This window comes from Kosakonia sp. H02, from assembly GCA_030704225.1.
Classification (GTDB): Bacteria; Pseudomonadota; Gammaproteobacteria; order Enterobacterales; family Enterobacteriaceae; genus Kosakonia.
Window position 1 is genome coordinate 3,091,135 of record CP131915.1, and the last position, 25,207, is coordinate 3,116,341.

Sequence of the window (25,207 nt, forward strand, 5' to 3'; positions counted from 1 at the left end):
GTGAAATATCTTTTTTCTGCCGCAGAGGCGGTTGCTCTCGATGACAGCCAGTTGGGTGGCAAAGCAGCCAACTTATTATGGCTAACGGCACATGCTTATCCTGTCCCTGGCTGGTGGGTGGTTCCCGCCAGCGCCATGGAGGAGATGCTGCGAGGCGACGAAACGGCGTCGCAACTGATCTCACAATTATCAACCACGATAACGGAGCCACAAATCGAGGCGATTGCCGGGAAAATCCGCGCGCGCATCGCGGAGCTTACGCTGCCTGATGCGTTGATGACAGCGCTGGCATCGCTCGATGGAGAACTCTTCTGGGCAGTGCGATCGTCATGTAGCGATGAAGATGCGGCTCAGGCCTCTTTCGCCGGGCAAATGGACAGCTTCCTGTTCCAGCGTGGTGTTGAACAACTGGCCGATGCTGTCCGGCGGGTGATGGTTTCCGCGTGGAGTCCCCGTGCAGTGGTGTATCGCCTGCAAAAAGGCCTGTCGTTACACGCGGTTCGCTGTTCGGTCATTGTTCAGGAGATGGTGAAAGGCCAGACCTCCGGCGTGATGTTTACCGCGCATCCGGTGACCGGCTCACGCCAGACGATGCTGATTTCAGCAGCGTGGGGCACCGGCGAAGGCGTCGTGTCGGGCCAGTGCAGCACGGATGAATTCACCGTGCCGCTGCATGGCGACCAAATTACTCAGACGCTTAGCTCAAAAACGACCGCCGTGGTCTTTGATCATCATCGCGGGCAGGGCACAACGGAAATCACACTTGATGAAGGTAAGGCGGACGTCGCGTCACTCACGGCGCAGCAAATTCTGGCACTGCGCGAGATAGGGGCGGGCATCGCAAAACAGCTTCGCGCCCCGCAGGATATCGAATGGACCCTCAAAGATAACCACATCTATCTTCTGCAAACGCGTCCAATAACGCATCTGCCAAAAGACCCTGGCTGCGTACGCGATACGCTGATTTGCGACAATGCCAACATTCAGGAGTCCTATTGCGGCATTACCACGCCGCTAACGTTCTCTTTCGCCCGCGCCGCTTATGCGACCGTTTATGAACAGACATTGCGGCTGGTTGGCTGCCCTGCGAAAGAGAGTGATGCGCGCAAACCTATCACCGACAATATGCTCAGCCTTGTTCGCGGGCGGGTTTATTACAACATTCAGAACTGGTATCGCGCGCTATTACTCCTGCCGCTGTTCAATATGAACAAAAGCGATATGGAAGCCATGATGGGGCTGGAGGAACCCGTTGATATTGTTGAGGACAAAAAGCTTTCCCGGCGCGAAAAGTTAGTGGCGCTGCCCGCGATGCTGAATATGACCGTGCGCCTCTCTTATGCGCAACTTACGCTGGAGCCGAGGATCCGTGCTTTTCTGCAACAGTATGAAACGGCGCAGGCCTACATTGATCGCGATAACCTGCATACTTTATCGCCCGGCGAACTTATCGAACGACTGAAATACCTTGATGAGCATCTTTTGACTCGCTGGACTGCGCCGATCATCAATGACTTTTACGTGGCGCGTTACAACGGCAAGGTGCAGCGCGTGCTGCAAGCGCTGTGGCCGGAAGATAGCGCGCGCATCAGCGGTGATCTACTGGCCGACGATGGCAATCTCATCAGCACCGAGCCGACCAAAAAACTGCTGGCGATGAGCATGTACGTGCGCCAGCATCCCTCTCTTGCCGCGATGATCCTTAACGATCAAGGTGCGCATCTGCTTCCTCGCATCAGGCAGCTCGATCCGCGCTTTTATCAGCAGTGTATTGACTACATTGAGCATTATGGCGATCGCACAATGGGTGAGCTTAAGCTTGAAACCCTCACTCTCCGACAAGATCCCAGCTTTCTGTTTACCGTGCTGCGTAATTACCTGAACACGGACATATTGCCGGTAAATCAGACGGGCAAGTTAAAAGCCGAAGCCGAAGAACAGGTCTTTGAGCGCCTGCTTCAGTTACGCGGTAAATCCGCGCTCGCACGGTTTAAACATCACCTCAGTAAACTGCGCAGGGCAATTCGTAACCGTGAAACGATGCGCTTTACCCGCACCAAAATGTTTGCCCTTTATCGCGATATCTATCTACAACTCGGGCAGCAGTTCGCGCTGGAGGGCGTGATTGCGCAGGCACGGGATATTTTCTGGCTGACACGTGAAGAAATTTACCAGGGTAAAGAGGGCACGGCGGTACAAACGGGCTTAGGCTCACTCATTGAGCAGCGGCGCGCCGAATATGACCGCTATCAGAAGCAGGATGAACCGGCGAACCGCTTTTCCCTCACCCAAACCCTGTATCAACAGCAGACGCTGCACGCTCCCGCGCGCCAGGACGCAGTGGCGGACAGTACGGATCTGCGCGGCACCGGGTGCTATCCCGGCCTTGTGCAAGCGCCGGTCAGCCTGGTCTTTACCCCGGAAAATGCGACCAGTCTCGCCGGGACAATACTCTGTACCGTGCGCACGGATCCCGGCTGGGCACCCCTGTTCCCCGGTCTGAGCGGGCTTATTGTCGAACGCGGTTCGATGTTGTCGCACTCTGCGATTGTTGCAAGAGAGATGGGGATCCCGGCGATCGTCGGCGTACCGGGCATTACCGGTCTGCTTCAGGATGGTGAAACAGTGAGTATGGACGGTGGCAGCGGGCTGATCGTGCGCTGTGATCAACCGGCGGAGAAGCGCGTATGACGCAGCCTCTCATTGAGCGGGAATGGCTGCCGGGGGATTCGCTTGACGATGAATTTCTGGCTATCCCGCGGCAGGTTTATGCCGACGATCCCTGGTGGCCCGGTGAAGATAGCGATGCGCTGGCGCGACAGTTTAGCGATGCCAATCCGTTTATGCAGCAAGGAAAAGTTTGGATCGGATATATTGCTGACGAAGCGCGTTTAGCTGGATTCTCGTCAAAGTCTGCCACCGGCGAAACGGTGGTGAACTTTGGGTTCTGGGAAACCATTAATGCGCTCGCGCCCAATCAACGTCTGTTCGCCGGGTTGGCGCGCTGGGCGAAAGAGCAGGGCGCGACGCGCCTTGCTGGTCCCATCAACTTTTGCACGCTGGGTAAGTTTCGCCTGCGGCTGGATACGCCCTCTTGCCCGCCCTTTTCCGGGGAACCTTATAACCCACCGTGGTATCAGGCGCTGTTAAAAAAAATGGGCTTTCTGGCCCAGGCGAAGTACTTCTCTTTGTTTGACGATGCTGAGGTGATGCGCAAGCTCCCGCTGCCCGATACGAGCACTGGGCGCTGGAAAAACGGCGACATTACAATAAAGCCGCTGACGGCTGAGTTGTGGGATAAACATCAGGATGCACTTTACCTGGTTATCACCCAAAACTTTGCCAAAAACGTCGGCTGGACGGCCTGTAACCGGGCGCTCTTCGACTGGCATTTTAATGCACGCACCATCCAACCTTATTGCGACTCTCCAGGTTCCTGCCTTGCCTTCGGTCCGCAGGGCGAGGTTGCCGGCTTGCTGTTCAACCTCGTCGATCCGCTTAACCAGAGGGGATTGTTTAAAACCATCATGATTGCCCCTCGCTATCGTCGGTCGCTGCTTTACGCCACGTTAGTGCGGCGCTTTCTGTTCGGCTTCGGTAGCGAGTATTCACACCTCGGTGTGACGCTACTTAACTGGCGCGGGCCGACGACGGCTACCGCGCTGCGAAGCTGCTGTAGCCCCAATAGAATTTTTCACGATTACGCACTTTTTCACCGGGAGATAGCGCATGAATTTTTGTGAATGTCTGTTCGTGCATCAACAGCGCACCCCTGATTTGCCTGCGCTTCGCTATACCCGCCCTGATGGTGAGCTGGCAGCGATAAGCTACGCGCAGCTCTTTTCCCGGGCTGGCGTTTATCAACGCTGGATGGAGAATGCCGGGCTGAAAGCCGGGGATCGCGTACTGTTACTGATGAAGCCTGACGTTGATTTTTACGTGATGTTCTACGCCATGCTCGGATCGGGAATTGTCCCGGTATTGGTTGAAAGCTCGATGCCTGCCAGACAACTGCGTAGCTGCCTGAGACAGGCACGTCTTAACGCAATGTTAGTTTCGCAGGGCATCGGCACAAAATGGTTTTTGCTGCCGGAGTTATGGTTTATCCGCCGCTTCACGTTCGACAACAAAAGGCGCTTTATGGCCCATTTGCCGGATTTTTTGTGCAAGGAGACCGCTACATTTCATAGTGTTCCCGTTGATGATGATGCAGCAGCATTGATTACATTTACCTCGGGTTCAACGGGGCTGCCCAAAGGTGTGCGGCGCTCCCATCGCTCGTTACTGGCGCAAAGCCACGCGTTTAGCCACTTTTTCCCCCAGACTGGCCAGCACGATATCAGCACATTTCCGGTACTGGCGCTGTTCAGCCATTTTCACGCAGGTTGCAGTTACCCCGGCCTGGGATTCGACACAGACGGCACCATCCCCGCACAGAGGATTGCGCAACAGATTCACCATCATGCCATTACCCGCTTGAGCGTCTCGCCCGCATGGATGACCCAGTTACTGAATTATGCCCGTGAGCAGCAGGCTATTTTCCCCTCGGTTAAGCATCTGATTATTGGCGGCGCGCCCGTTAACAAAGCCTTGCTGCTGGCCTGCCTGCGCCATTTTCCGCTGGCGAAATGCGGTGTGGTGTATGGCGCAACGGAAGCAGATCCGATCAGTTACATCGATATGGCGGAGTTGCTCAACGAGTGGGATAAGCAGCCGGGTTACCTCGTCGGTACGCCTGGCGACAACATGGAAATCATCATTCGCCGCCTGCCGTGCGCTTCTCCACAGGAGATGGTGCCTGAGCGAACAGAGGTGGAAGGAGAAATTTTGGTGAGTGGGCCGCAGGTGCTGGCGGGTTATCTCGACAATCCATTTGCCGAGCATCAAAACAAGATCCGGGATAGCGAAGGTCGGATATGGCACTGCACAGGCGATAGCGGCTTTCTGGATGCACAACAGCGCATCTGGCTGACGGGCAGAATAAAAGATCAACTGCAAACCCGCTCCGGTTTGTCGGTCTCGCCCTTTACCGTCGAAAAGCATCTCAATGGCTTACCGGGGATCGACATAAGCGCAGTGGTGCAAGGCGCGCAGGGCGAAATCGGCGTCGTGCTGCAAAGTGCAGAGTGTTGTCGTGTTGCGGCTCCATTACTGGAAAAAATATTCCCGGATGAGCCGGTCAGCTTTTATGTGCTGAGTACGTTTCCTGTAGATGCGCGCCATCACAGCCGCGTCGATCGTGCGTTTCTGCGCCAGAAAGTAAAGCTGGGCAAACTTAAGCCCATTATGCTGGGGGAACCATTATGAGATACCCGTTTATTATTCGTCTTGCACCGCCTGATTACATCACGCTGACAGGCATGGTTATTGCGTTATGCGCGCTTTACGCCGCGCTAGTCGGGCACAGTTGGCTTAGCCTTAGCCTGCTTTATATGGCGATGCTGGCGGATGCGCTGGATGGTAAACTTGCGCGCTTTTTGGGGATCAGTCGGCCATTTGGTCGCTATCTGGATGGATTTTGTGATGTGCTTATTTACCTCGTTACGCCCGCGCTGCTGTTTTATCTCAACGGCTTTGATGGGCGTTGGTCGCTATTTAACGCACTGATGGTTATTTGCGGCTGTCTGCGCCTTTCTCATTTCAATGAGTCTGGCAATATCACCCACAATGACACACTGGCCTATCGGGGGATGCCGGTCTTCTGGAGCGTGTTTATCCTCAGTGGTTGGAAGCTTTTGCAACTGCTTCTTCCAACCGCGTTCAGTGCAATGTTGCTGGGTCTGACACTGCTCATCTTTAGCGTGGCAATGGTTATTGACCGGCCGTTTTTCAAGTTCTCCTCGCTCACGACCATCGTTTTACTGTGCCTTGGGGGCACGATGCTGTTTGGCCTGCTGCACCTCGGAGGCGTAGATGGGTAGTTCTCTGTTCGCGCTGTGGTTACTCTTGCTGCCCGTGTTTATTGCGGGCTGTTTTCATATGCTGGTAGTTAGCCGGGGCTGGCTGCCCTGGCTGGCGGTTCCGCTCAGTACGCGTCTGTTTGGCGGCAATAAAACCTGGCGCGGGTTTGCCGTCGTTCCGCTGGTAAGCGCGCTGGTCGCCCCGCTGTGCCTGGGCGGGGAGATTAAAAACGCCTTGTTATTGGGGGTGGTGACCGGCCTTGGGTATATGCTTGGCGAACTGCCCAATTCAATGTTGAAACGTTGGTTGAAGATCTCGCCGGGTCAGTTACCTCCGCGCCACCGGGGCGTGTTTATCTTTCTCGACCAGGCCGATTCAGCCCTGGGTGTGGCGCTGGGCTGTATGTGGTTGCTGGCACTGGATCTGGTGCAGACATTGACACTCATGGCGCTGTTTATCGTCAGCGTACCGGTGATCAAAAATGTGCTTTACGTGTGCTCATTAAAAGAGAGCCGCTTTTAAATCAGGCGATAAGCGTAATGACTTTGTCGCCCGCAAGGGTGTAATACCCCGTGAGCTGGCTTCCCTGTGTTCGTCCCGCAGCCAGGGTTTGCGTCAGTGTCAGGGTAATGCGTTGTGCTGAGGTATCAATATGGCAAACCCGTGCGGCATCAAAGTCAAAGTAGCGTCCCACTTCGGGATACAGCGCTTTGTACACGCTCTCTTTGGCGGAAAAGGCGACCAGTAACGCGGTTTCATAAGGCAGAGCACAGTCAGCGAGCAGCGCCTGCTCTTGCGGACAGGTGAACATATCGGCGGTTTCGCGCATGGTTTCTGGTGCCAGCATTTCAATATCAATGCCCACCGCCAGGCCTGCGTGACGCCGCGCGATAATGGCAATCGCGTGGTTATGGGTATGCGAAAGGCTGCCGCACCAGCCCGCAGGCCAGACGGGCGCCCGATCTGTCGTGGTTCCTACATTCGCATCGCATCCCTGGCTTTGGAGTAACAGTTTTGCGCCATAGCGCGCCGCAAGGTATTCCGCCCGTCGCTTAATGCTGGCTGCATGCAGGTTTGGTGGACACGGGATAGCGTACCGGGCGAACAACTCATCCTGAAAAACGTGCCGATCAAAGACTACCTGGCAGTAGTAAATCTCAGGAACGGGCGTTATCGATCCCATCTCAAGGTGGGGCAAGAACGGCGCAAGTGCGCAGTGGGTTAACGAAGTAAACATGGCGCTATTCATCATTAAGTGAAAAGAAAAACCGCCATTACAGCGGTTTTATCATTCGTGCTAACCCCTCGCTCAGGGGATGTCTATCCAGTGTTGGAGAACCGGGCCGATCGTTTTCAGGGCTTCTGCGCTGAACATACTGTCATGGGTGGAAGAGACAGTATGGGCGATGATATTGCCATTGATATAGTTTGCCCAGAGTTGTGGATCGTAATCGTCTTCATCAACGTGTCGATATTCGGCTTTAAAGAACAAGACGTCACCGTCATAACGCCCCGGAGTGAACGCCGCCAGCAAAGCGGGCGCATCGCGAAACTCTGCGAGAATACGCGCGTAAACAACGGGTTCCATATCAGCCAGCGGGTGCTCCATCGTGCTCAAATGCCGTTGCAGTTCGTCAACCGTAAGCATTTGCGCATCCTGCGGCACTGCACCAGTCAGTGCTTCAAACAGCGCGCGCAGGCTCTCTTCATCGCTACGCACCGTCTGGCGATAGAGCGCGCCAAGCGGATAGCCATCCACCAGGATGAGCGTGCTGACCTCCTTCTTCTCTTTTTGCAATAACGTGGCGATTTCATGGGCCAGATGGCAGCCAAACGACCATCCGAGCAAGGCATATGGGCCTTCGGGCTGAACTTTGTAGATTTCCGCCAGATAGGCTTTCGCTATGTCGTGAATCGAAGACTGTGCCTGCCCGCTGCTGAGCCTGCTTGCTTGCAGACCATAAATCGGTTGTTGCTCGCCAAGGTAGGGGATCAGACCCGCGTAAGACCAGCTCAACCCACCGCCGGGAGGCAGGCAGAATAACGGCAATTTATTCCCCATCGGTTGCAGGGGCAGCATCACATCCAGCACGCTGCTGCGCTGGTTGCTCTCCAGCCGTTTCGCCAGCAGCGCAACAGTAGGGTGCTCAAACAGATCGCGAATGGTCAGCTTCACCTGCAATACTCTGTCAATCTGCGTTATCAAACGCGCCGCCAGCAGAGAATGACCGCCCATGGCGAAAAAGCTACTGTCGATGCTGAGGCTTTCCACCTTCAGCAGTTCGCTGAATTTTTCCGCCAGCCACTTTTCCCGCTCGGTTTGCGGCTGGCGTCCCACCTGGGCCCTGAAATCAGGTTTCGGCAGCATCGGGATCGCCAGTTTACCGTTGGCGTTTAGCGGTAGCGCGGGCAGCAAAACGATCGCCGCGGGCACCATAAAGTCCGGCAGATGTTCACGGGCAAACTGTTGCAGCGCGTCGCACAGCGCCTCTTCCTGCATGGTTGGCACCACATACGCGACAAGGTGTTTATTGCCACCGGCATCTTGATGAGGAATGACGGCAATTTGCTGTACGGCGGCATGGCGTTTCAGCACGATTTCGATTTCGCCAGGCTCGATACGGAAACCGCGAATTTTCACCTGCTGGTCGCCACGGCTGACAAAATTCAACGCACCGTCGCGCCGACGTTTCACAATATCGCCGGTACGGTACATGCGGCTTCCCGCCGGGCCAAAGGGGTCCGCAGTAAAATGGGCAGCGCTTAAGCCTCGATGGTTAGCATAGCCGCGCGCCAGCCCGCGCCCGGCAACGTACAACTCTCCCGGGACGCCTTCTGGTACCGGCTGTAAAAAGTTATCCAGTACATAAAGCTGGGTGTTATCAAGTTCCCTGCCAATAGGGACATCGAGGTAAGGAAAATCAGCCTGCGTGACGGGGTAATCCGCCACAAACGTGGTGGTTTCCGTTGGACCATAGCCATTTACCACTTCAAGATCCGGCCAGTGCGCCCGTACCGATTGCACCGCACTTGCGGAGATCTTATCCCCACCGGTATAGACGACGCGTAGCTGCCCCAGACACTGCCACGCTTCTTCCGCCATCAGGCAGAACAACCCGGAGGTTAAAAATGCGGCGCTAACCTGCCGGTCAATAATCGTTGAGGTGATGAGGGAGAGATCCAGCGCGTCGCCCGGCACAATCACCGCCTGATGACCATTGAGTAGTGCAGACCACAACTCATAGGTTGAGGCGTCAAAGGCATACGCGGAGTGCAGCAAGATGCGCTGGTGCTGGCTGCCTCGCCAGCGGCGGTCGCGCGCGAATACCAGCACGTTATCTTGCGTAATGGCGATCCCTTTCGGTTGCCCGGTAGAGCCAGAGGTAAACATCACATAGGCAAGATGATGCGGCGTAACGGCTGTCGCGATCATTGGGGCGTCTGCCTGCGTTGTGGCGTTATTGACGGTAAGCGCTTGTACTCCCGCCGGAAGCGCCGTATCGCTGTGGCGCTCATCAACGAGCGCAACGCGGACATCCATCGCATGGGTAATATGCTGCCAGCGCTCAAAAGGATCGCTGGTACGCAGCGGCACATAGAACCCACCGGCTTTCACCACCGCGAGGATGCCAATCACCAGCGATAATGAGCGCTCCATCAATACCGCCACGCCGTGTTCCATTTTCACACCGCGTTGTTGCAGGCTGTGTGCTAAGGCGTTCGCGCACGCATCCAACTCTTGATAGGTGAGTTGCTCGTCACCGCAACTGATGGCGATACGCTGCGGCGTTTCCGCTACCTGCTGTGCAAACCGTTGTGCCAACGTCATTGGCGGCACATCAAAGAAAGTGTCATTTCCAATATGGAGCAGGTGGGCGCGCTGTTCGCTGCTTAACAGCGGGATGTTCATCACGGGCGTATCCGGGGCGTCGACAGCGGCATTCAGCAGGTGCTCGAAATAGCCAGCCAGCGCAATAACGGTATCGTGGTCAAACAGTTCGACAGGGTAGTCAATTTGCGCCTCAAGGGCGCACACTTCGCCGTTATCGCCGATGATTTCATCAAAATTGAACGTTAAGTCAAACTTGGTGGTAACCAGCCCCACGGGCTGCGGCGCAACCTGCATATCGGCGAGCTGTGGCGGCGTACTGGCGTTGTTTTGCAGCACCATCATCACCTGGAAAAGCGGATGTCTGGCTGATGAGCGCGCAGGGTTTAATGCTTTCACCACCCAGTCGAACGGTACGTCCTGGTTCACATACGCCGACAGCATGTATTCACGAACACTGGCAAGCGTGCTGCGAACGCTGGGGTTATCGGCCAGCTCCACGCGCAACACCAGCGTATTCACAAAGAAGCCAATCAAATTGCTTATCGCTTCATCGCTGCGCCCGGCAACAGCGGTACCCAACGTGATATCGTCGCCCGCGCCCATTCTGCTGAATAAAATAGCGGCGGTGGCCTGGAGCAACATAAAGGGCGTGACGCCCTCATTGCGCGTCAGGTGTTTAATGCGCTGGTAGAGCGGCTCGTCGATGCGGAAATTAACCCGTCTCCCTTCATAGCCTGGAGTGGCGGAGTGCGGGCGATCAACGGGCAGTTGCATCTCTTCTGGCGCGCCCGCCAGTGCCTTTCGCCAGAATGCAATTTGCTGCGCGCAAGTGTCGGTGTTCTCGTCCATATCGCCGAGAAGCTTGCGCTGCCAAAGCGCGTAATCGGCATATTGCACCGGCAACGGCGACCACGCCGGTGCCTGCATGGCGCAGCGCGCAGTGTAGGCGCAGGAGAGATCGTGAAATAGCGGTGCCAGCGAACCGCCGTCGCAGGCGATATGGTGAATCACCAGCAGCAACACCTGCTCATCCGCTTGCGGCAAAGTAAACAACGTGCCGCGCAGCGGTATTTCCCGCGCCAGGTCGAACGGGTACGCCGCCGCCTGGTCAATCGCGGATGCCAGGGTTTCGTCGCTAACCGGGATGATATTCAGGGCGATATCGACGGAATCAGGCGAGAGAATATGCTGATAAGGCTGCTCCTGATGGAGCGGATAACACGTGCGAAGAACTTCGTGACGCTGCACCACATCGCGCAGTGCCTGACGTAACGCCTCTTTATTCAGCGGCCCGCTTAACCGCACGGCCAGCGGCATATTATAGGCGGCGTGATTGGTGTCGAGATTCTTTAACAGCCACATGCGCTGCTGGGCAAAAGAGAGCGGCAGATGCTCGCTGCGGGTCTGCGGGCAAAGCGTCTCTTTCGGGCCGCTGGTGGTTTGCGCCAGTTGGCTGGCAAGCTGCGCCACGGTTGGGTAATCAAACAGCGTGCGGATGGGCACATGAATGCCCAGCACGCTGCTTATCCGGCTTATCAGACGCATCGCTAACAGCGAATGGCCGCCCAGCGCAAAAAAGTTGTCGTCAATGCCCGGCGCGTCCAGTTGCAGCACTTCAGCGAACAGGCCCGCTAAAATTTCCTCCTGCGCCGTGCGCGGCTGGCGGCGGCTGCTGTTTTCAGCGAAATCCGGTTTTGGCAAGGCGCGTTTATCCAGCTTGCCGTTGATCGTCAACGGGAATTTTTCAAGCTGCACAATGGCTGCCGGGACCATGTATTCCGGCAGTTTGCCCGCCGCATGGTTGCGCAGTGCGGCCGTGTCGATGGGTAAATGATTGTCGCTGGTGATATACGCCACCAGTTGTGGGTTCTCAGGGTTATCGTTTTGCAGGATAACTTCGGCCTGGGTTATCTGCGGATAACTGGCGAGCGCGGCGGCAATCTCTCCCAGTTCAATGCGAAAACCGCGTAATTTCACCTGCTGATCGGCGCGGCCTAAATAGTTAAGCCCGCCCTCCCGGGTGCGGATGGCTAAATCGCCAGAGCGATACATGCGCGCGCCCGGTTCGCCATACGGGTCGGCAACAAAGCGTTCGCTGCTTAACGCCACGCGGTTTAAGTAGCCGCGCGCAAGGCCAGCACCGCTGATGTACATTTCGCCTTCCACGCCTGCGGGAACAGGGCGCAGCGCATCATCTAATACATGGATGTGCAAATCGGGGATCGCCACTCCAATAGGGCTACCGGAAGCGTTGCGTGCGCTGTCTGCCGTCAACGGCTGATAGCTGACGTGAACGGTGGTTTCGGTAATGCCGTACATGTTGATGAGTTCCGGCGCGGCGTCGTGGTGACGCTGATACCAGCGCTCAAGCTGGCTGAGATCCAGCGCTTCACCGCCGAAAACAACTTTGCGCAGCGCTAACGGACATGCCTCTGGCGCATTCTGTTGTTCCGCTTCAATCAATTGATAAAAAGCGGACGGCGTCTGGTTCAGAATGGTGACCTGCTTTTTACTCAATAGTCTGAGAAACGCCTGCGGATCGCGGCTGACGTTAAACGGCACCACCACTAATTCGCCGCCATACAGCAGCGGGCCCCAGATCTCCCAGACGGAAAAATCAAACGAGCAGGAGTGAAACAGCGTCCAGATGTCTGTGCGGTCAAAATCAAACCAGCCTTGCGTGGCGGCAAAGAGACGCAGCACATTGTTGTGGGGGATCATCACGCCTTTCGGGTTGCCGGTCGAACCCGAGGTGTAAATGATGTACGCCAGGCTTGCCGGGCTGACGGGCCGGAGCCGTTCATCGGCCTGCAAATTTTCGCCACTCAGTTGCGCCAGTTGCTGCTGGCATTGCGCCGTATCGACAAGCAGTTCGGGGAGCGTTTGGCTCAATATTCCGGCATGTTCCGCCAGGGTGATAATCAGTGCCGGTTTGGCATCCGCAACGATATACGCAAGGCGGTCTGCCGGGTTATGCACATCCAGCGGCAGGTAAGCTGCGCCCGCTTTGACAATGGCAAGCAACGCCACCAGCGTCTCCATGGTGCGCGGCAAGGCCAGCGCGACATTGTCTTCCGTGCCAATACCGCAACTCACCAGGTGACGCGCCAGTTGGTTGGCGCGCTGGTTGAGCTCGCGGTAGCTCATGCAGGCATCATCAAGACTCAGCGCGATTGCGTCCGGCGTCTCACTGGCGCGTTGTTCGAACACGCCGTGCAGTGTTTCGCTCTCCCATTGGCTAAACGGCGTGCAGGCGGGGGTGAACGCCTGGGTTTCTGCGGGCAATAACAGCGGAATACTGCCAATGACTGTTTGCGGATCATGAATAATGGCATTCAGAATCAATAAGAAACGTTCAGCCAGTTCCCGTACTGTCTCGTCATCAAACAGATTCGGTAATGAGCTAAAACGCAGCGCCAGCGACTCGCCAGGCACGGCCACCAAACCGATGGGGTAGTGCGAGGCATCCCCGCCGCGATGCGTCGCAAATGTGATGCGCAACGCGTCGGTGGCAACGCCGTTATCATCATCGGTATGCGGGTAGTTTTCGAAAACCATCAGGGTATCAAACAGCGCCTCGCCACCGGCGTCGGCCTGGATGGTGGTTAAATCAAGATATTGATTGTCCAGCAGGCGGGTTTGTTCCGCTTGCAGACGTTGCAGCATCGTCCCAACGTTTTCTGCCAGGCTGAAGGTCAGGCGTAGCGGGACCGTATTGATCAATAACCCGACCATATTTTCGATTCCGGTAAGTTCCCCCGGCCTGCCGGACACGGTGATGCCGAACACCACATCGCTGCGCCCGGTCATCGCCCCCAATAACACACCCCAGGCGCCCTGTAACAACGTATTGACCGTCACGCCAAGCTGTTTGGCGCGCTGGTTAAGCTGTTGCGTAAGCGCACTATCCAGGCGTTTATGCAACAGATGCGGTTGCATGTTTTCCGTAGTACGCCCGTTGGCGAGGGTGGTCGGGGCTTCCAGTCCGCTGAGGGTTTCGCGCCAGACGGCCCGCATCTCGTCGACATTGCGCGCGGCAATCCACTGCAAATAGTCGCGATAAGGTACTACCGGCGGCAACTGATCGCCGGTATAGAGCGTGAAAAGTTCATGTAACAAAACCGGAACTGACCAACCGTCCAGCAACAAATGGTGATTGGTAAAGACCAGGTCATGCTGGTGCTCAGCCCGTTTTACCAGCGTGAAACGCAGTAACGGTGGGGAATGCGGGTCGAAACGTTGATCGTAATCGGCCTGTAACAGGGCGGCGAAGTCCGCCTCTTGCTGATCTGGCGCGATACCGCTCAGATCCACCTCATGCCAGGGCAGCGGCAAGCCGGATAAAATAAGCTGGACCGGCGTTTCCACCTCTTCGTACTCAAACCCCGCACACAAATGCGGGTGGCGTGCCAGCACCGTTTCGACGGCCTGTTTTAACTTCAACGTATTAAGCGTGCCCGTCAGACGATAAACCTGCTGCACCTGGTAGGCATCGCTGCCCTGACTGTCGTAGAGCATATGGAACAGCAACCCCTTCTGTAGGGGCGATAACGGCAGTATGTCTTTAATTTCCATATTCATTTTTTATTCTTCCATTTAGCCTGAAGTTTTGACAAACCCTCTTGTTGCAGTGAAACCAGAGGAATATCTGACGGGGTAAATCCACCCGCATCAGGCACGCTGGAGAGCTGCGAAAGGGCTTTTAGCCAACGAAACCAATATTTACCCAGCACGCTGACCGTCTCTTCGCTGTGCAGCGCCGTGGCCCAGGACCAGTTGGCGACCAATACGGGGCCAGTCGGGCGCTCTTCGACAACGGCATTCAGCGACAGCGCATGCGGTAAGGCGAAGCTGGCATCGGCGCGGGTATCAAGCAAGCTCGCTTCCTTCGCCACGTGCCACTCTCGCTCTTCGCCGGCGGTCATGCGCCCCAGATAGTTAAAGCCCATCTGCGCCTGTGGCAGTTGTGCAAGCACGGGTCGTGTCTGGCTGTTCACATAACGCAGCAAGCCGTAACCGAGACCATTACCTGGCAACTGGCGCAACTGCTCTTTGACCCGTTTTAGCGCATTGCCCAAAGACCGGGGATCGCCAGGCTGTGCGGCTCCCGGCGCAAGACGCACCGGATACATGCAAGTAAACCAGCCGACGGTCTGCGACAAGTCCGTGTTGGGTAACTCTTCGCGGCCATGCCCTTCCACATCCAGCAGCACATCGTTTTGCGAACCTTGTCGCCACTCGTTAACCGCCAGCGCGAATGCGCACAGCAGCACATCGTTGATCCCCGCATGGAACAGCGTCGGCACGCTGCCCAGCAAAGGTTGGGTATACTCCGCTGGCAGTTCCACCTGGAGTGAATCGCTGGTGGCTATCTGGTCTGTTACGCCATCCAGCGGGCGCGATGTCAGTAATCTGTCCGGCTTATTCAACACCGCTTGCCAGTGCGCCAGCTCACTTGCCCGGCTGAGGGCTTCTTGCGAAAGCGCACAGGCCCAGGCACGGAACGACGTGCCTGCGCTCAGCGGCTGCGGTGAAGTTCCGGCAACAATGTTGCGCCAAAGCGTGTGTAAATCTGCCGCCAGCAGACGCCAGGAGACGCCGTCTACCACCAGGTGATGCAGCATCAGCATCAGCCGCCCCGGTTGCCCTGGCGAGGTACGGAACCAGACGGCCTGCACCATTTTCCCGCTTGCCGGGTCGAGCCGTTGCTTAGCAAACTGGCTTTCAGCCTGAATGCGTTGCGAAAGCGCTTCGGCGGTCAATGTCTGGCAATCGACAATGTGCACGAAATCCTCATCAATGAGGGCGGGGGGGATCGTCAGCGTGATTTCGCCGTGCGCTGACCGGCTGGCGGTTAAGCGCAGGGCATCATGCTGCTCCATAAGCCATGTCAGCATTTGCCTTAATGTCGCCTCATCCAACTGTTCCGGCGTTTGCAGTAACGTGGCCTGGCAGAAACTATTGATCTCGCCGGGGTTCTCCATCAGCCAGTGGATAATCGGCGTGGCAGGCAGTTCGCCAACAGAATCAATCTGCGGGGTAACCTCAGCGACAGTCGTCGCCTTCATCACCTTCGCCAGCCCGCTGACGGTTTTATGTTCAAAAACCTCGCGCGGGGTGATAACCCAACCCGCCTGGCGAGCGCGGGCAACCAACTGGATGGCGGTGATGCTGTCGCCGCCCATCTCAAAGAAACTGGCCTGACTATCCACCTGCGGTACATTCAGCAACTCGGCGAACAGGGTGCAGAGCAACTGCTCCTGCGCATTGGTGGGTTCAGAATGGGATACCGGGGTAAAACTCGGCGCAGGCAGTGCGCGGCGGTCGATTTTACCGTTTGGCGTGACGGGAATTGCCGCAAGCAGGACGATGGCAATCGGCACCATATAGTCAGGCAGGTAATCACGCAGATAGTCGCGCAGCTGCGCGGCATCAGCGTTTTCATCATTTGCCACGGCGTAGCCCACCAGTTGACGCAAGCCTGGCTTATCTTCCCGCACGATAACCGTCGCCTGTTCCAGTTGCGGATGTTGCAACAACCGCGACTCAATTTCGCCCAACTCAATACGAAAACCGCGGATCTTAACCTGGTGGTCGACGCGCCCGGCGAACATCAGTTCACCGTGACTGTTCCAGCTTGCCAGATCGCCGGTGCGATACATCCGGCCTCCTGGTGCGCCGAACGGGTTGGCGACGAAGCGTTCTGCCGTTAAATCAGGCCGCTTTAGGTAGCCACGCGCCAGGCTTTCACCGGCTATGTACAGTTCGCCTTTCACGCCCGGCGCCACCGGTTGCAGATACGCATCCAGCACATAGGCCTGCATATTGAGAATAGGCGTACCGATTGGCGGCACCTGATTCGCCTGTAAAGGCTGGCTGATGGTGGCGCAAACGGTGGATTCGCTCGGCCCATAGGCGTTGATCATCCGCCGTCCTGTTCCCCAGAAGGCAATCAGTTCCGGCGGGCAGGCTTCCCCGGCCACGACCAGCGTTTCTAACATCGGCAACGGCTCGCGCGGCATTACCGCCAGGCCAACCGGGGGAAGCGTGGCATGGGTAATGTGTTGATCGCGCATTAGCTCATACAGCGGTCTGCCCGGCGATAACGCCTCCCGGTCTGCCACCACCAATGATGCTCCGCTCAGCAGGGCCATGCTGATATCCCAGAACGAGGCATCGAAACTGGGGGAGGCGAATTGCAGTACGCGGCTTTGTGCTGTGATGTGCAAACGCTCAATCTGACTTGCCACCAGATGGCTGATGCCTCTGTGCGTGACCAGCACCCCTTTCGGCATCCCCGTGGAACCGGAGGTATAGATAATGTAGGCCGCTTTATCGAGCTCAAGCGTGCGGGGCAACGTAATGCTCTCGGCGCAGAAATCCGCTAATTGCCCGCGCATTGCTGGGTGATCGAGTCGCAGGCAGGCATATTGCGCGCCCAGCTTGTCGGCAAACGTTGAATGGGTAATCACCAGCGCGGGACGGGCGTGCTCTAACATGTAATTGAGGCGTTCTGGCGGATAATCAGGGTCGAGCGGTAAGTAGGCTGCGCCCGTTTTCAGAGTCGCCACCAGCGCGACAATCAGCGAAACCGAGCGCGGCAGGGCGATAGCAACAATATCTTCCGCGCCGACGCCTTTCTCCATCATCAGGTTCGCCAGGCGGTTCGCCCGCAGGTTTAACTGCGCGTAGGTCAGTTGCTCGCCGTCACCTGACAGCGCCAGCGCGTCCGGTGTCGCAAGGGCTACGGCCTCAAACTGCCCGGCAAAAGTCATTGCCGGAAGTTCGCGCGCGGTATTATTCCATTCTTCAAGGATTTGCCGCCGTTCATCCTCGCGAAACAGCGCCAGTTCACTGACCGGAACATCGACATCGATGCTGATGGCGATCAACAGATTGGTGAAATAGCTCGCCAGGCGTTGTGCGGTGGCCTCATCAAACAGATCGATGGCGTATTCCAGGATCCCTTTTAATGCCGTTGGCGTCTCTTCGATATTAAAGGTCAAATCAAACTTCGCCACCGGCAGTAGCGGCGTGGCAACGTGCGTCTCCAGCTTGTCGAAGCGGGCTTCGCCCTGCGCCATGTTTTGCAGCACCAGCATCACCTGGAACAGAGGATGACGCGCCAGTGAACGCTCAGGGTTTAGCGCTTCGACCAGGTTCTCAAAGGGGAGATCCTGATGCTCATAGGCTTGCAGTGCGCGATCGCGAACCCGTGCCAGCAGTTCGCCGAACGTGGGGTTACCGCAAAGATCGGTGCGTAATACCAACGTATTGATAAAAAAGCCGACCAGCGGTTCGAGCGCATCATCGGTACGACCGGCAATCACCGTGCCGAGCGGGATGTCGTTACCCGCGCCTGAGCGGCCGAGCAGCACCGCCAGCGCGGCCTGAAGTACCATAAACAGGCTGGCGTTGCGTTGTTTAGCGACCTCAAGTAAACGCGCATAAACCGCAGTGTCTACTTCAAAATGCCATTGTTTGCCCCGGTAGCTTGAACGCTGCGGGCGTGGGCGATCGGTTGGCAACGGCAACTCTTCAGGAAGATCCTGAAGGGTTTCGCGCCACCAGGCCAACTGGCGGCTGTGCAGGCTCTGTGCATCATTTGCCTGACCCAGTAATTCCCGCTGCCACAGCGCATAATCGGCATATTGCACGGGCAGGGGAGCCAGCGCTGGCGCATGGCCTTCCGTGCGGGCGTTATACGCTGCGGCCAAATCGCTTAATAACGGGGAAAGCGAGCCGCCGTCGCTGGCGATGTGATGCATCAAAAACAGCAACACATGGCGCTGCGCTGAGACGTTAAACAACCAGGCGCGGCAGGGATCTTCACTTTCCAAATCAAAAGCGTATTGCGCCGCGGCCAGCACCTCTTTTTCCAGATCCTCTGGCAAAACATTCCGTGAGGTCAGTGCGCAGCGCGCCGCTTTACCGTCAGTGATGTGCTGGTAAACGGAACCATCGGGTTGTTGCTTAAAGCGCGTGCGTAGGCTTTCATGACGCTGTTTCACATCGTTCAGCGCCGCCACCAGCGCAGGCACGTTCAATTCACCTTCCAGCTCAAGCGTCAACGGCATGTTGTAGGTGGCTTTTTTGCCCTCGATGCGATCAATCATCCACAGCCGACGCTGCGCTGCCGATAGCGACAGATAAGCGGGTTTTTCCCGTGTTTGTAACGCCGGGCGCAGAGTGCTCCCGCCGGTTAAACGCTGCGCAAACTGCGCAACCGTGGGGGCTTCAAAGAGATCGCGAATGGCCGGGTTCACCTGCATCACCCGGCGAACTTTACTGACCAGACGTGAAGCCATTAATGAATGGCCGCCCAGCGCAAAGAAGTTATCGTCGATGCCGATTTCATTTAAGCCGAGGATCTCAGCGAACAGCGTGCAGAGCGTGCTTTCCTGTTCATTACGTGCACTCCTGCGCTGTGCGGTATTGAACACCGCCGCTGGTAGCGCGCGCATATCCACTTTGCCATTGGCATTCAGGGGGAATTTATCCACCGGGATAATCATCGCCGGGACCATAAAATCCGGTAACTGAGCGCTCAGCGCCTGACGTAATGACGCGGGATCGCAGGGGGCGTTTTTCCGCGCAATAACATACGCGATAAGCTGTTTATTACCGGGATTGGGTTCCACAGCGCAGACCAGCGCCTGCGCCACGTCTGCGTGTTTTTGCAGGGCCGTTTCCACTTCGGCAAGCTCAATACGAAAACCGCGAATTTTGACCTGCTGATCGCCACGGTTCAGGTATTCGAGCACGCCATCTTCGCGCCAGCGAACCCAGTCGCCTGAGCGATACATGCGTTCACCGCGGTTGCTGAAGGGGTTGGCGACAAAATGCGCCGCCGTCAGTACCGGTTGATTCTGGTAACCGCGCGCCAGTCCAAGCCCGGCGATATACAGTTCGCCAGGCACGCCGACGGGCACCGGGTTCAGGTAACTATCAAGCACATAAACCTGCATATTATCGACAGGCGCACCGATCGGTACGCTAACGTCTGTCGGAATGCGAGGCATAAGATAGCTGGTGGCGAACGTGGTCGTTTCCGTGGGCCCATAGCCATTCATCATGACCAGTGTCGGGCACTGCTCCATGACGCTTCTGATAGCCGCAACTGGCAGCACATCACCGCCAGCAACGAGCAGACGTACGTCTTTCAGGGCGCTGGCATGCTCTTCTGCCATCAGCCGGAACAGGCCAGCAGTCAGCCACAGCGCCGTCACTTTTTCATGGATGATGACTTGCGCCAACGCATCAATATCCAGTTCACCTGTCGGCGCGACGATTAACTGGCCGCCGCACAATAACGGCACCCAGAACTCATAGGTTGAAGCATCGAATGCCGCAGGCGAGTGCAGCAGCACGCGCTGGTGATCCTCTGGCGACCAGCGGCGATCGAGCGCGAGCGCGACCACGCTCTGTTGATTCACTGCGATACCTTTGGGTTTACCCGTCGAGCCGGAGGTGTACATGATGTAGGCCAGGCTTTGCGGCGTGGTGCCTGGTTCTGGGTTCGTCTGGGTCGGCGCGAGTTGCGATTCGTCCGTCGCGTGAATCACAAACTCTGCCGTGGGAAGCGGCAGACCCGCGTCGGCGATTAACAGCGTTGCGCCAGCGTCATCCATCATCATTTGCTGGCGTTCCAGCGGATCGGTGGTGCGTAGCGGCAAATAAGCGCCACCGGCTTTAATCACCGCCAGCGTGGCGATGACCGCCTCGACAGAGTGCTTCATCAGCAGCCCGGCGCAGAACGTTTTCCCCTGGGCGAGTTCAATAAGCCGGTGCGCCAGGCGGTTGGCTGCCTGATTCAACTGGTGATAGGTAAGTGTTTTGCTGCCTTCTTTGACCGCCACTGCATTGGGCGAGCACAAGACCTGGCGTTCAAACAGCCCGGCTAATGAAGGCTCAGGCAGCGCGACGGTTGTCGCGTTCCACGTGTTGAGCAGGGTTTCGCGCTGGGCGGCATTCAACAACGCCAGTTCGCCGATGCGGGTTGCCGGATGGCTTGCCATGATGTCTATGACCTGGACTAACCGCTCAGCAAAGCCGCTCACGGTGCCCGCATCATAAAGATCGGTGGCGTATTCGATATGCCCGCTTAAACGCGCGTGCTGTTCATCGACGTTAAAATTGAACAGCAGGTCGAATTTAGCCGTGGTAGTGGGTAAATCGAGCTGCTCAACCTGTAATTGCGGGAAGGTAACCGCTTGTGGCCACGGTGTGTCGACCGCCAGCATGACCTGGAACAGCGGGTGTTTCGCGAGCGAGCGGTCCGGGGCAAGTTCCTCAACGATCCGCTCAAAAGGCACATCCTGGTGTTCATTGGCTTCCAGCACGGCATTGCGCGCCAGTTCGATAAGGGTGGTCAGCTCAGGGTTACCGGCGGCCTGCGTGCGCAGTACGGCAGTGTTGGCGAAATAACCGATCATCGGGATTTGTGCGACATCGGTACGGCCGAAGATCGGCGTGCCAATTACAATGTCGTCACCGGCACCCATACGGTGTAGCAACGCCACCAGCGCGGCGTGGAGTAGCATAAACAGGCTCGCGCCCGTTGTCGTGCTCAGGGACGTTAAACGCTGGAAAACGTCGGTCGGAAGCGTGAACGCCACGCGATCGCCAGCATAACGGGCGCGCGCCGGACGTGGGCGATCCCCGGCCAGCGTCACCTCTTCCGGTAAGCCCTGCAATTGCGTGCGCCAGTAGTCCATTTGCTGTGCGAACAGTGAACCTGCGCCTTGCGCTTCGCTAAGCAGCGCGCGTTGCCACAGCGCATAATCCGCATATTGCACCGGCAGCGCTGCGAGTTGCGGTGTTTTGCCCATCTGCCGGGCCTGCCAGCAGAGGCTCAAATCCTGCAACAGCGGGAAGAGGGAACCCCCATCACCAGCCGTGTGATGGATAACCAGCAGCAGGACGTGCTGCTCTGGCGCAAGCTGGTACAACCAGGCTTTGATGGGCAGTTCCTGATCGAGCGCGAAAACATGCCCGCAATGTTGCCTCAACTGTTCGGTGAGTTGCTCCGCCGCAATCGCCTGTTGATGCAAGGTAAACGCCACGTCTTGCGGCGCAATAATCTGCTGGCAAGGCGTGTCGTCCTGCTGTGTCAAACGCGTGCGCAAACTTTCATGGCGGGCGATGACATCAGAGAGGGCTTGTGCCAGCACGGCCGCATCCAGTTTGCCGTTAAGCTGCACCGCCAGCGGCATATTGTAGGCGCTGCCGGGTGTTATCTGCTCCTGTAACCACAAACGTTGCTGGGCAAATGACATGGGCAGCAGGGCAGGGCGCGGTTGCTCAACCAGCGCAGGCCGCACTGTGGCGGTAGTGCCAGCCTCAATAAGGGCGCTCAGTTCGGCGACGGTCGGTGTATCAAAAATAGCCTTCAGCGATATTTCACAATTGAAAACCTCACGCACGCGGCTCAGTAACTTCAGGGCCAGCAGCGAGTGTCCGCCAAGACTAAAGAAGCTGTCGTCGATCCCTGGAGGCGCAATATCCAGGCATTCCGCAAAGAGCTGACACAGCTTTTCTTGTTGTGGCGTCGAGGGCAGAACCCGGTCGGGCGTAGTGAATGCCGGGATAGGTAACGCCCGACGGTCAATTTTGCCATTCGCCGTGAGCGGGAAGCGCTCCAGCAGCATAATGACTGCTGGCACCATATAATCCGGCACCTGTTGGCTTAATCCGGCCCGTAGCGCTTCCGGTGAACAGGTTTCGCCTTCGTGCAGGATGACATATGCAATCAGCCGTTTCTGGCCAGAGGATTTTTCGTCGTGGGCGAGCACCAGCGCCTGTTTTACTGCCGGGAAGGTGTGCAGCGCATTTTCAATGTCGCCTGGCTCAATACGGTAACCGCGGATTTTGACCTGATTATCCGCGCGCCCCAGAAAGCCTATCTGCATATCCTGATCCCAGCAGGCGATATCGCCCGTGCGATACATACGTTTACCAGGGTCACCAAAAGGGTTAGCCACAAAACGTTCGCTGGTTAAATCCGCGCGCTGCAAATAGCCAAACGCCAGGCCATCACCGGCGATATAGAGTTCGCCTGTCTGCCCTGGCGGTACCGGCTGAAGGGCGCTATCAAGGATATAAACCTGGGTATTGTGGATCGGCAGGCCAATGGTGGAGGGCGAGACGTGCGCGGCGGTAAGTTCGCGTGCCGTTGACCAGATGGTCGTTTCTGTTGGCCCGTAGACCTGGATCACCCGGGACGCCAGCGCGACCATGCGTTCAGCGAGCGTAGCGGGCAGGGAGTCGCCGCCAACCAACGCCGTCAGATTCGCCATCGACTGGGGTTGATACTCGACTAACCCCTGCCACAAAGCCGGGGTGCCTTGCAGGTGGGAAATTTGCCGCTGCTCGATTTCTGCGGCCAATAAGTGCGGGTCGCGCGCCGCATCACGCGAAGCAATCACCACAGAAGCCCCGTTCACCAGCGGCAGGAAAAGTTCCAGCGCAGCGATATCAAAGCCGATGGTGGTGACGGCCAGCAAACGATGCTGCGCTGAAAGCTGTACGTACTGCTGCATCGCCACCATAAAATTAGCTAATGCGTAATGGGGGATCAGCACGCCTTTCGGTGCGCCGGTGGAGCCTGAAGTAAATAAGACATACGCTGCCTGCTTGAGCAGCGCAGGCGGGTTAACAGGATCATTTTCTGGTTGTGAATTAATGGCGGTGAGTACTTCCTCATCGTCTATTTGACATTGACGGAATTCCGGAACCAGATGCGATGTCACAGCGGACGTTAATATTAATTTCGGTGTGGCGGTAGCAAGAATATGTTTAATACGTTCGGCGGGATGATCGGGATCTAACGGCAGGTAAATTGCCCCGGCTTTCATTATTGCCAATATCGTTATTACAATATTTTCTGTGCGCGGTAAAAGTAATGCAATAATTTCACCGGAGCGAACACCTTGCCCCAGTAAATAATGACTCATTTGGTTAATTCGATCATTTAACTGGGAGTAGGTCAGTACGCTGTTCTGGTAATAGAGCGCAGGTGCTTGCGGTGTTATCCTGACCTGCTTTTCAAAGCGTTCGGTTAATGTAAGTGTGGCGGCAGGGTGAAACGTTTTTTTATTTATTTGAGTGAGTTGCTGGTATTCATTGTCGTTTAATAATGAAGGTGCGCCAATTGCAGTGCCTGGATTTTTCAGTAGCGCAGAAAATAACGCCGTCATTCTCTCATGATGCGCCAGAAGTTGTTGTTCATTATAAAGTGCGCTATTGGCATCGAGGCCGAGCACTAATGTATGTTCTTCACCGTAGCCAAAAAAGAAAATACTTAAATCTTCTACCGGGCCATTCGCTGTATTGACAGGTAATGTTTTTGCACCGTTGAAGGTTAAGTCATCACCAAATAATTCAACGTTAATTGCCGTGTTGAATAAGGGCCGCGTTAGATTCAAAGAACGCAGTAATTCTTCATGGCGATATTGCTGGTGGCGTAAGGATGTCAGCATCTCTTTCGTCGATAATGTCACGACATCGTTAAGCGAAAGCGCCGGCGATAAAGTAAAGCGCATTGGCATAATATTGGACATTAATCCGGGGATATTACGCTGTTCCCGCCCTACGCGTGCCGTCATTGGAAAACCAATGACCAGATCCTCGTTGCCCGTCATGCGGTAAAGGTAAATAGAACTTAATGTCGTGAGCAATTGTGGAAGCGTGTACCCCGAGGCATTCGCCTGCGTGACAATGGCGTCATGAAGCGTTTTATCCAGGCTAATACGCTGGCGGATGATATGTTCGGACGGTGCGGAGCGTCCAGCGAGGCTTGCTGCTTCTGGCGCGTCGCTAAAGCGCGATATCCAGTAATCGCGGTCTCGCGCAAACCGGTTCGAACGCCGGTATTCAGCATCATCTGCAATGAGTTTTTTTAAACTGCCAAAAGGAGGGGAAGAAACAGGCTTTCCAGTAATTAAGCTGTTGTAAATATCAATTGCCCGACGGAGAATCAGCGAGGCGCCAAATCCGTCCAGAAGAATATGGTGGCAGCAGTGGTAATAAACATATTTATCTTCTGCTAATTTAATCAGGGAAAAGGTAAAAGCATAGCCCTCAGAGAGGGAAAATAAAGTATTACTATGCGCCGTCATATGTTCAACAGCGGTGGCCCACGGATCGGCCATCATGCTGAAATCGTAGAATTGTGCCTCATAATCATCGACTGGAGATAATAATTGTTTGACTTCGTTGTTGCTGTAATAAAAGCGACTATGCATTGAGTCGGCTTCAGAAATCATTCTCTTTATTGCGGCTTTAAATATTGATGGTTCTATAACGCCATCAATTATTAAATACTCGCTAATATTATTATTTCCCGGATTCAGTGCGACTTCATTCGCTAACCACATGCCCATTTGAGCTGAAGTTAAAGCGAGATATTCCATGTCATCTGGTGCAGACATATAAGTACCTCAATAATAAAGCAAAAAATGAAAGCTGGAAGGC

Annotated in this window: 8 protein-coding genes; 5 read left to right on the top strand and 3 right to left on the bottom strand. The window is 56.1% G+C overall.

The genetic code is table 11. The features are described from left to right. From Q5705_14565 to Q5705_14585, 5 genes are read left to right on the top strand one after another with little or no spacing between them, the layout of a single operon-like run. Positions 1 to 2,691, top strand: coding sequence for a phosphoenolpyruvate synthase (locus tag Q5705_14565; GenBank protein WLI75805.1), 2,691 nt, complete (start codon positions 1 to 3; stop codon positions 2,689 to 2,691). After that, positions 2,688 to 3,743 (top strand): hypothetical protein, encoded by a 1,056-nt coding sequence (locus tag Q5705_14570; protein ID WLI75806.1) that lies wholly within the window; start codon positions 2,688 to 2,690, stop codon positions 3,741 to 3,743. The genes Q5705_14565 and Q5705_14570 overlap by 4 nt, the downstream gene beginning before the upstream one ends. Then, on the top strand, positions 3,730 to 5,307 hold the full coding sequence (locus Q5705_14575; GenBank protein ID WLI75807.1) for an AMP-binding protein: 1,578 nt from the start codon (positions 3,730 to 3,732) through the stop codon (positions 5,305 to 5,307). Before Q5705_14570 ends, Q5705_14575 begins: the two co-directional genes overlap by 14 nt. After that, positions 5,304 to 5,921: a CDP-alcohol phosphatidyltransferase family protein gene (locus tag Q5705_14580; GenBank protein WLI75808.1), complete on the top strand. Its 618-nt coding sequence runs from the start codon at positions 5,304 to 5,306 to the stop codon at positions 5,919 to 5,921. Before Q5705_14575 ends, Q5705_14580 begins: the two co-directional genes overlap by 4 nt. Next, positions 5,914 to 6,423, top strand: a complete 510-nt coding sequence (locus Q5705_14585; protein ID WLI75809.1) for a CDP-archaeol synthase — start codon at positions 5,914 to 5,916, stop codon at positions 6,421 to 6,423. The genes Q5705_14580 and Q5705_14585 overlap by 8 nt, the downstream gene beginning before the upstream one ends. A 1-nt stretch (position 6,424) precedes the next feature. Here Q5705_14585 and Q5705_14590 read toward each other — a convergent pair whose 3' ends face one another. The 3 genes from Q5705_14590 to Q5705_14600 form a co-directional block, all read right to left on the bottom strand. Continuing rightward, on the bottom strand, positions 6,425 to 7,138 hold the full coding sequence (locus Q5705_14590) for a 4'-phosphopantetheinyl transferase superfamily protein (GenBank protein WLI75810.1): 714 nt from the start codon (positions 7,136 to 7,138) through the stop codon (positions 6,425 to 6,427). A gap of 72 nt (positions 7,139 to 7,210) precedes the next feature. After that, positions 7,211 to 14,314 carry an amino acid adenylation domain-containing protein gene (locus tag Q5705_14595; protein ID WLI75811.1) on the bottom strand — a complete coding sequence of 2,368 codons (7,104 nt, stop codon included), beginning with the start codon at positions 14,312 to 14,314 and terminating at the stop codon, positions 7,211 to 7,213. Next, the gene (locus Q5705_14600; GenBank protein WLI79036.1) at positions 14,311 to 25,146 is read right to left on the bottom strand and encodes an amino acid adenylation domain-containing protein; all 10,836 of its coding nucleotides are present in this window, start codon (positions 25,144 to 25,146) and stop codon (positions 14,311 to 14,313) included. The genes Q5705_14595 and Q5705_14600 overlap by 4 nt, the downstream gene beginning before the upstream one ends. Positions 25,147 to 25,207 lie beyond the last annotated feature (61 nt).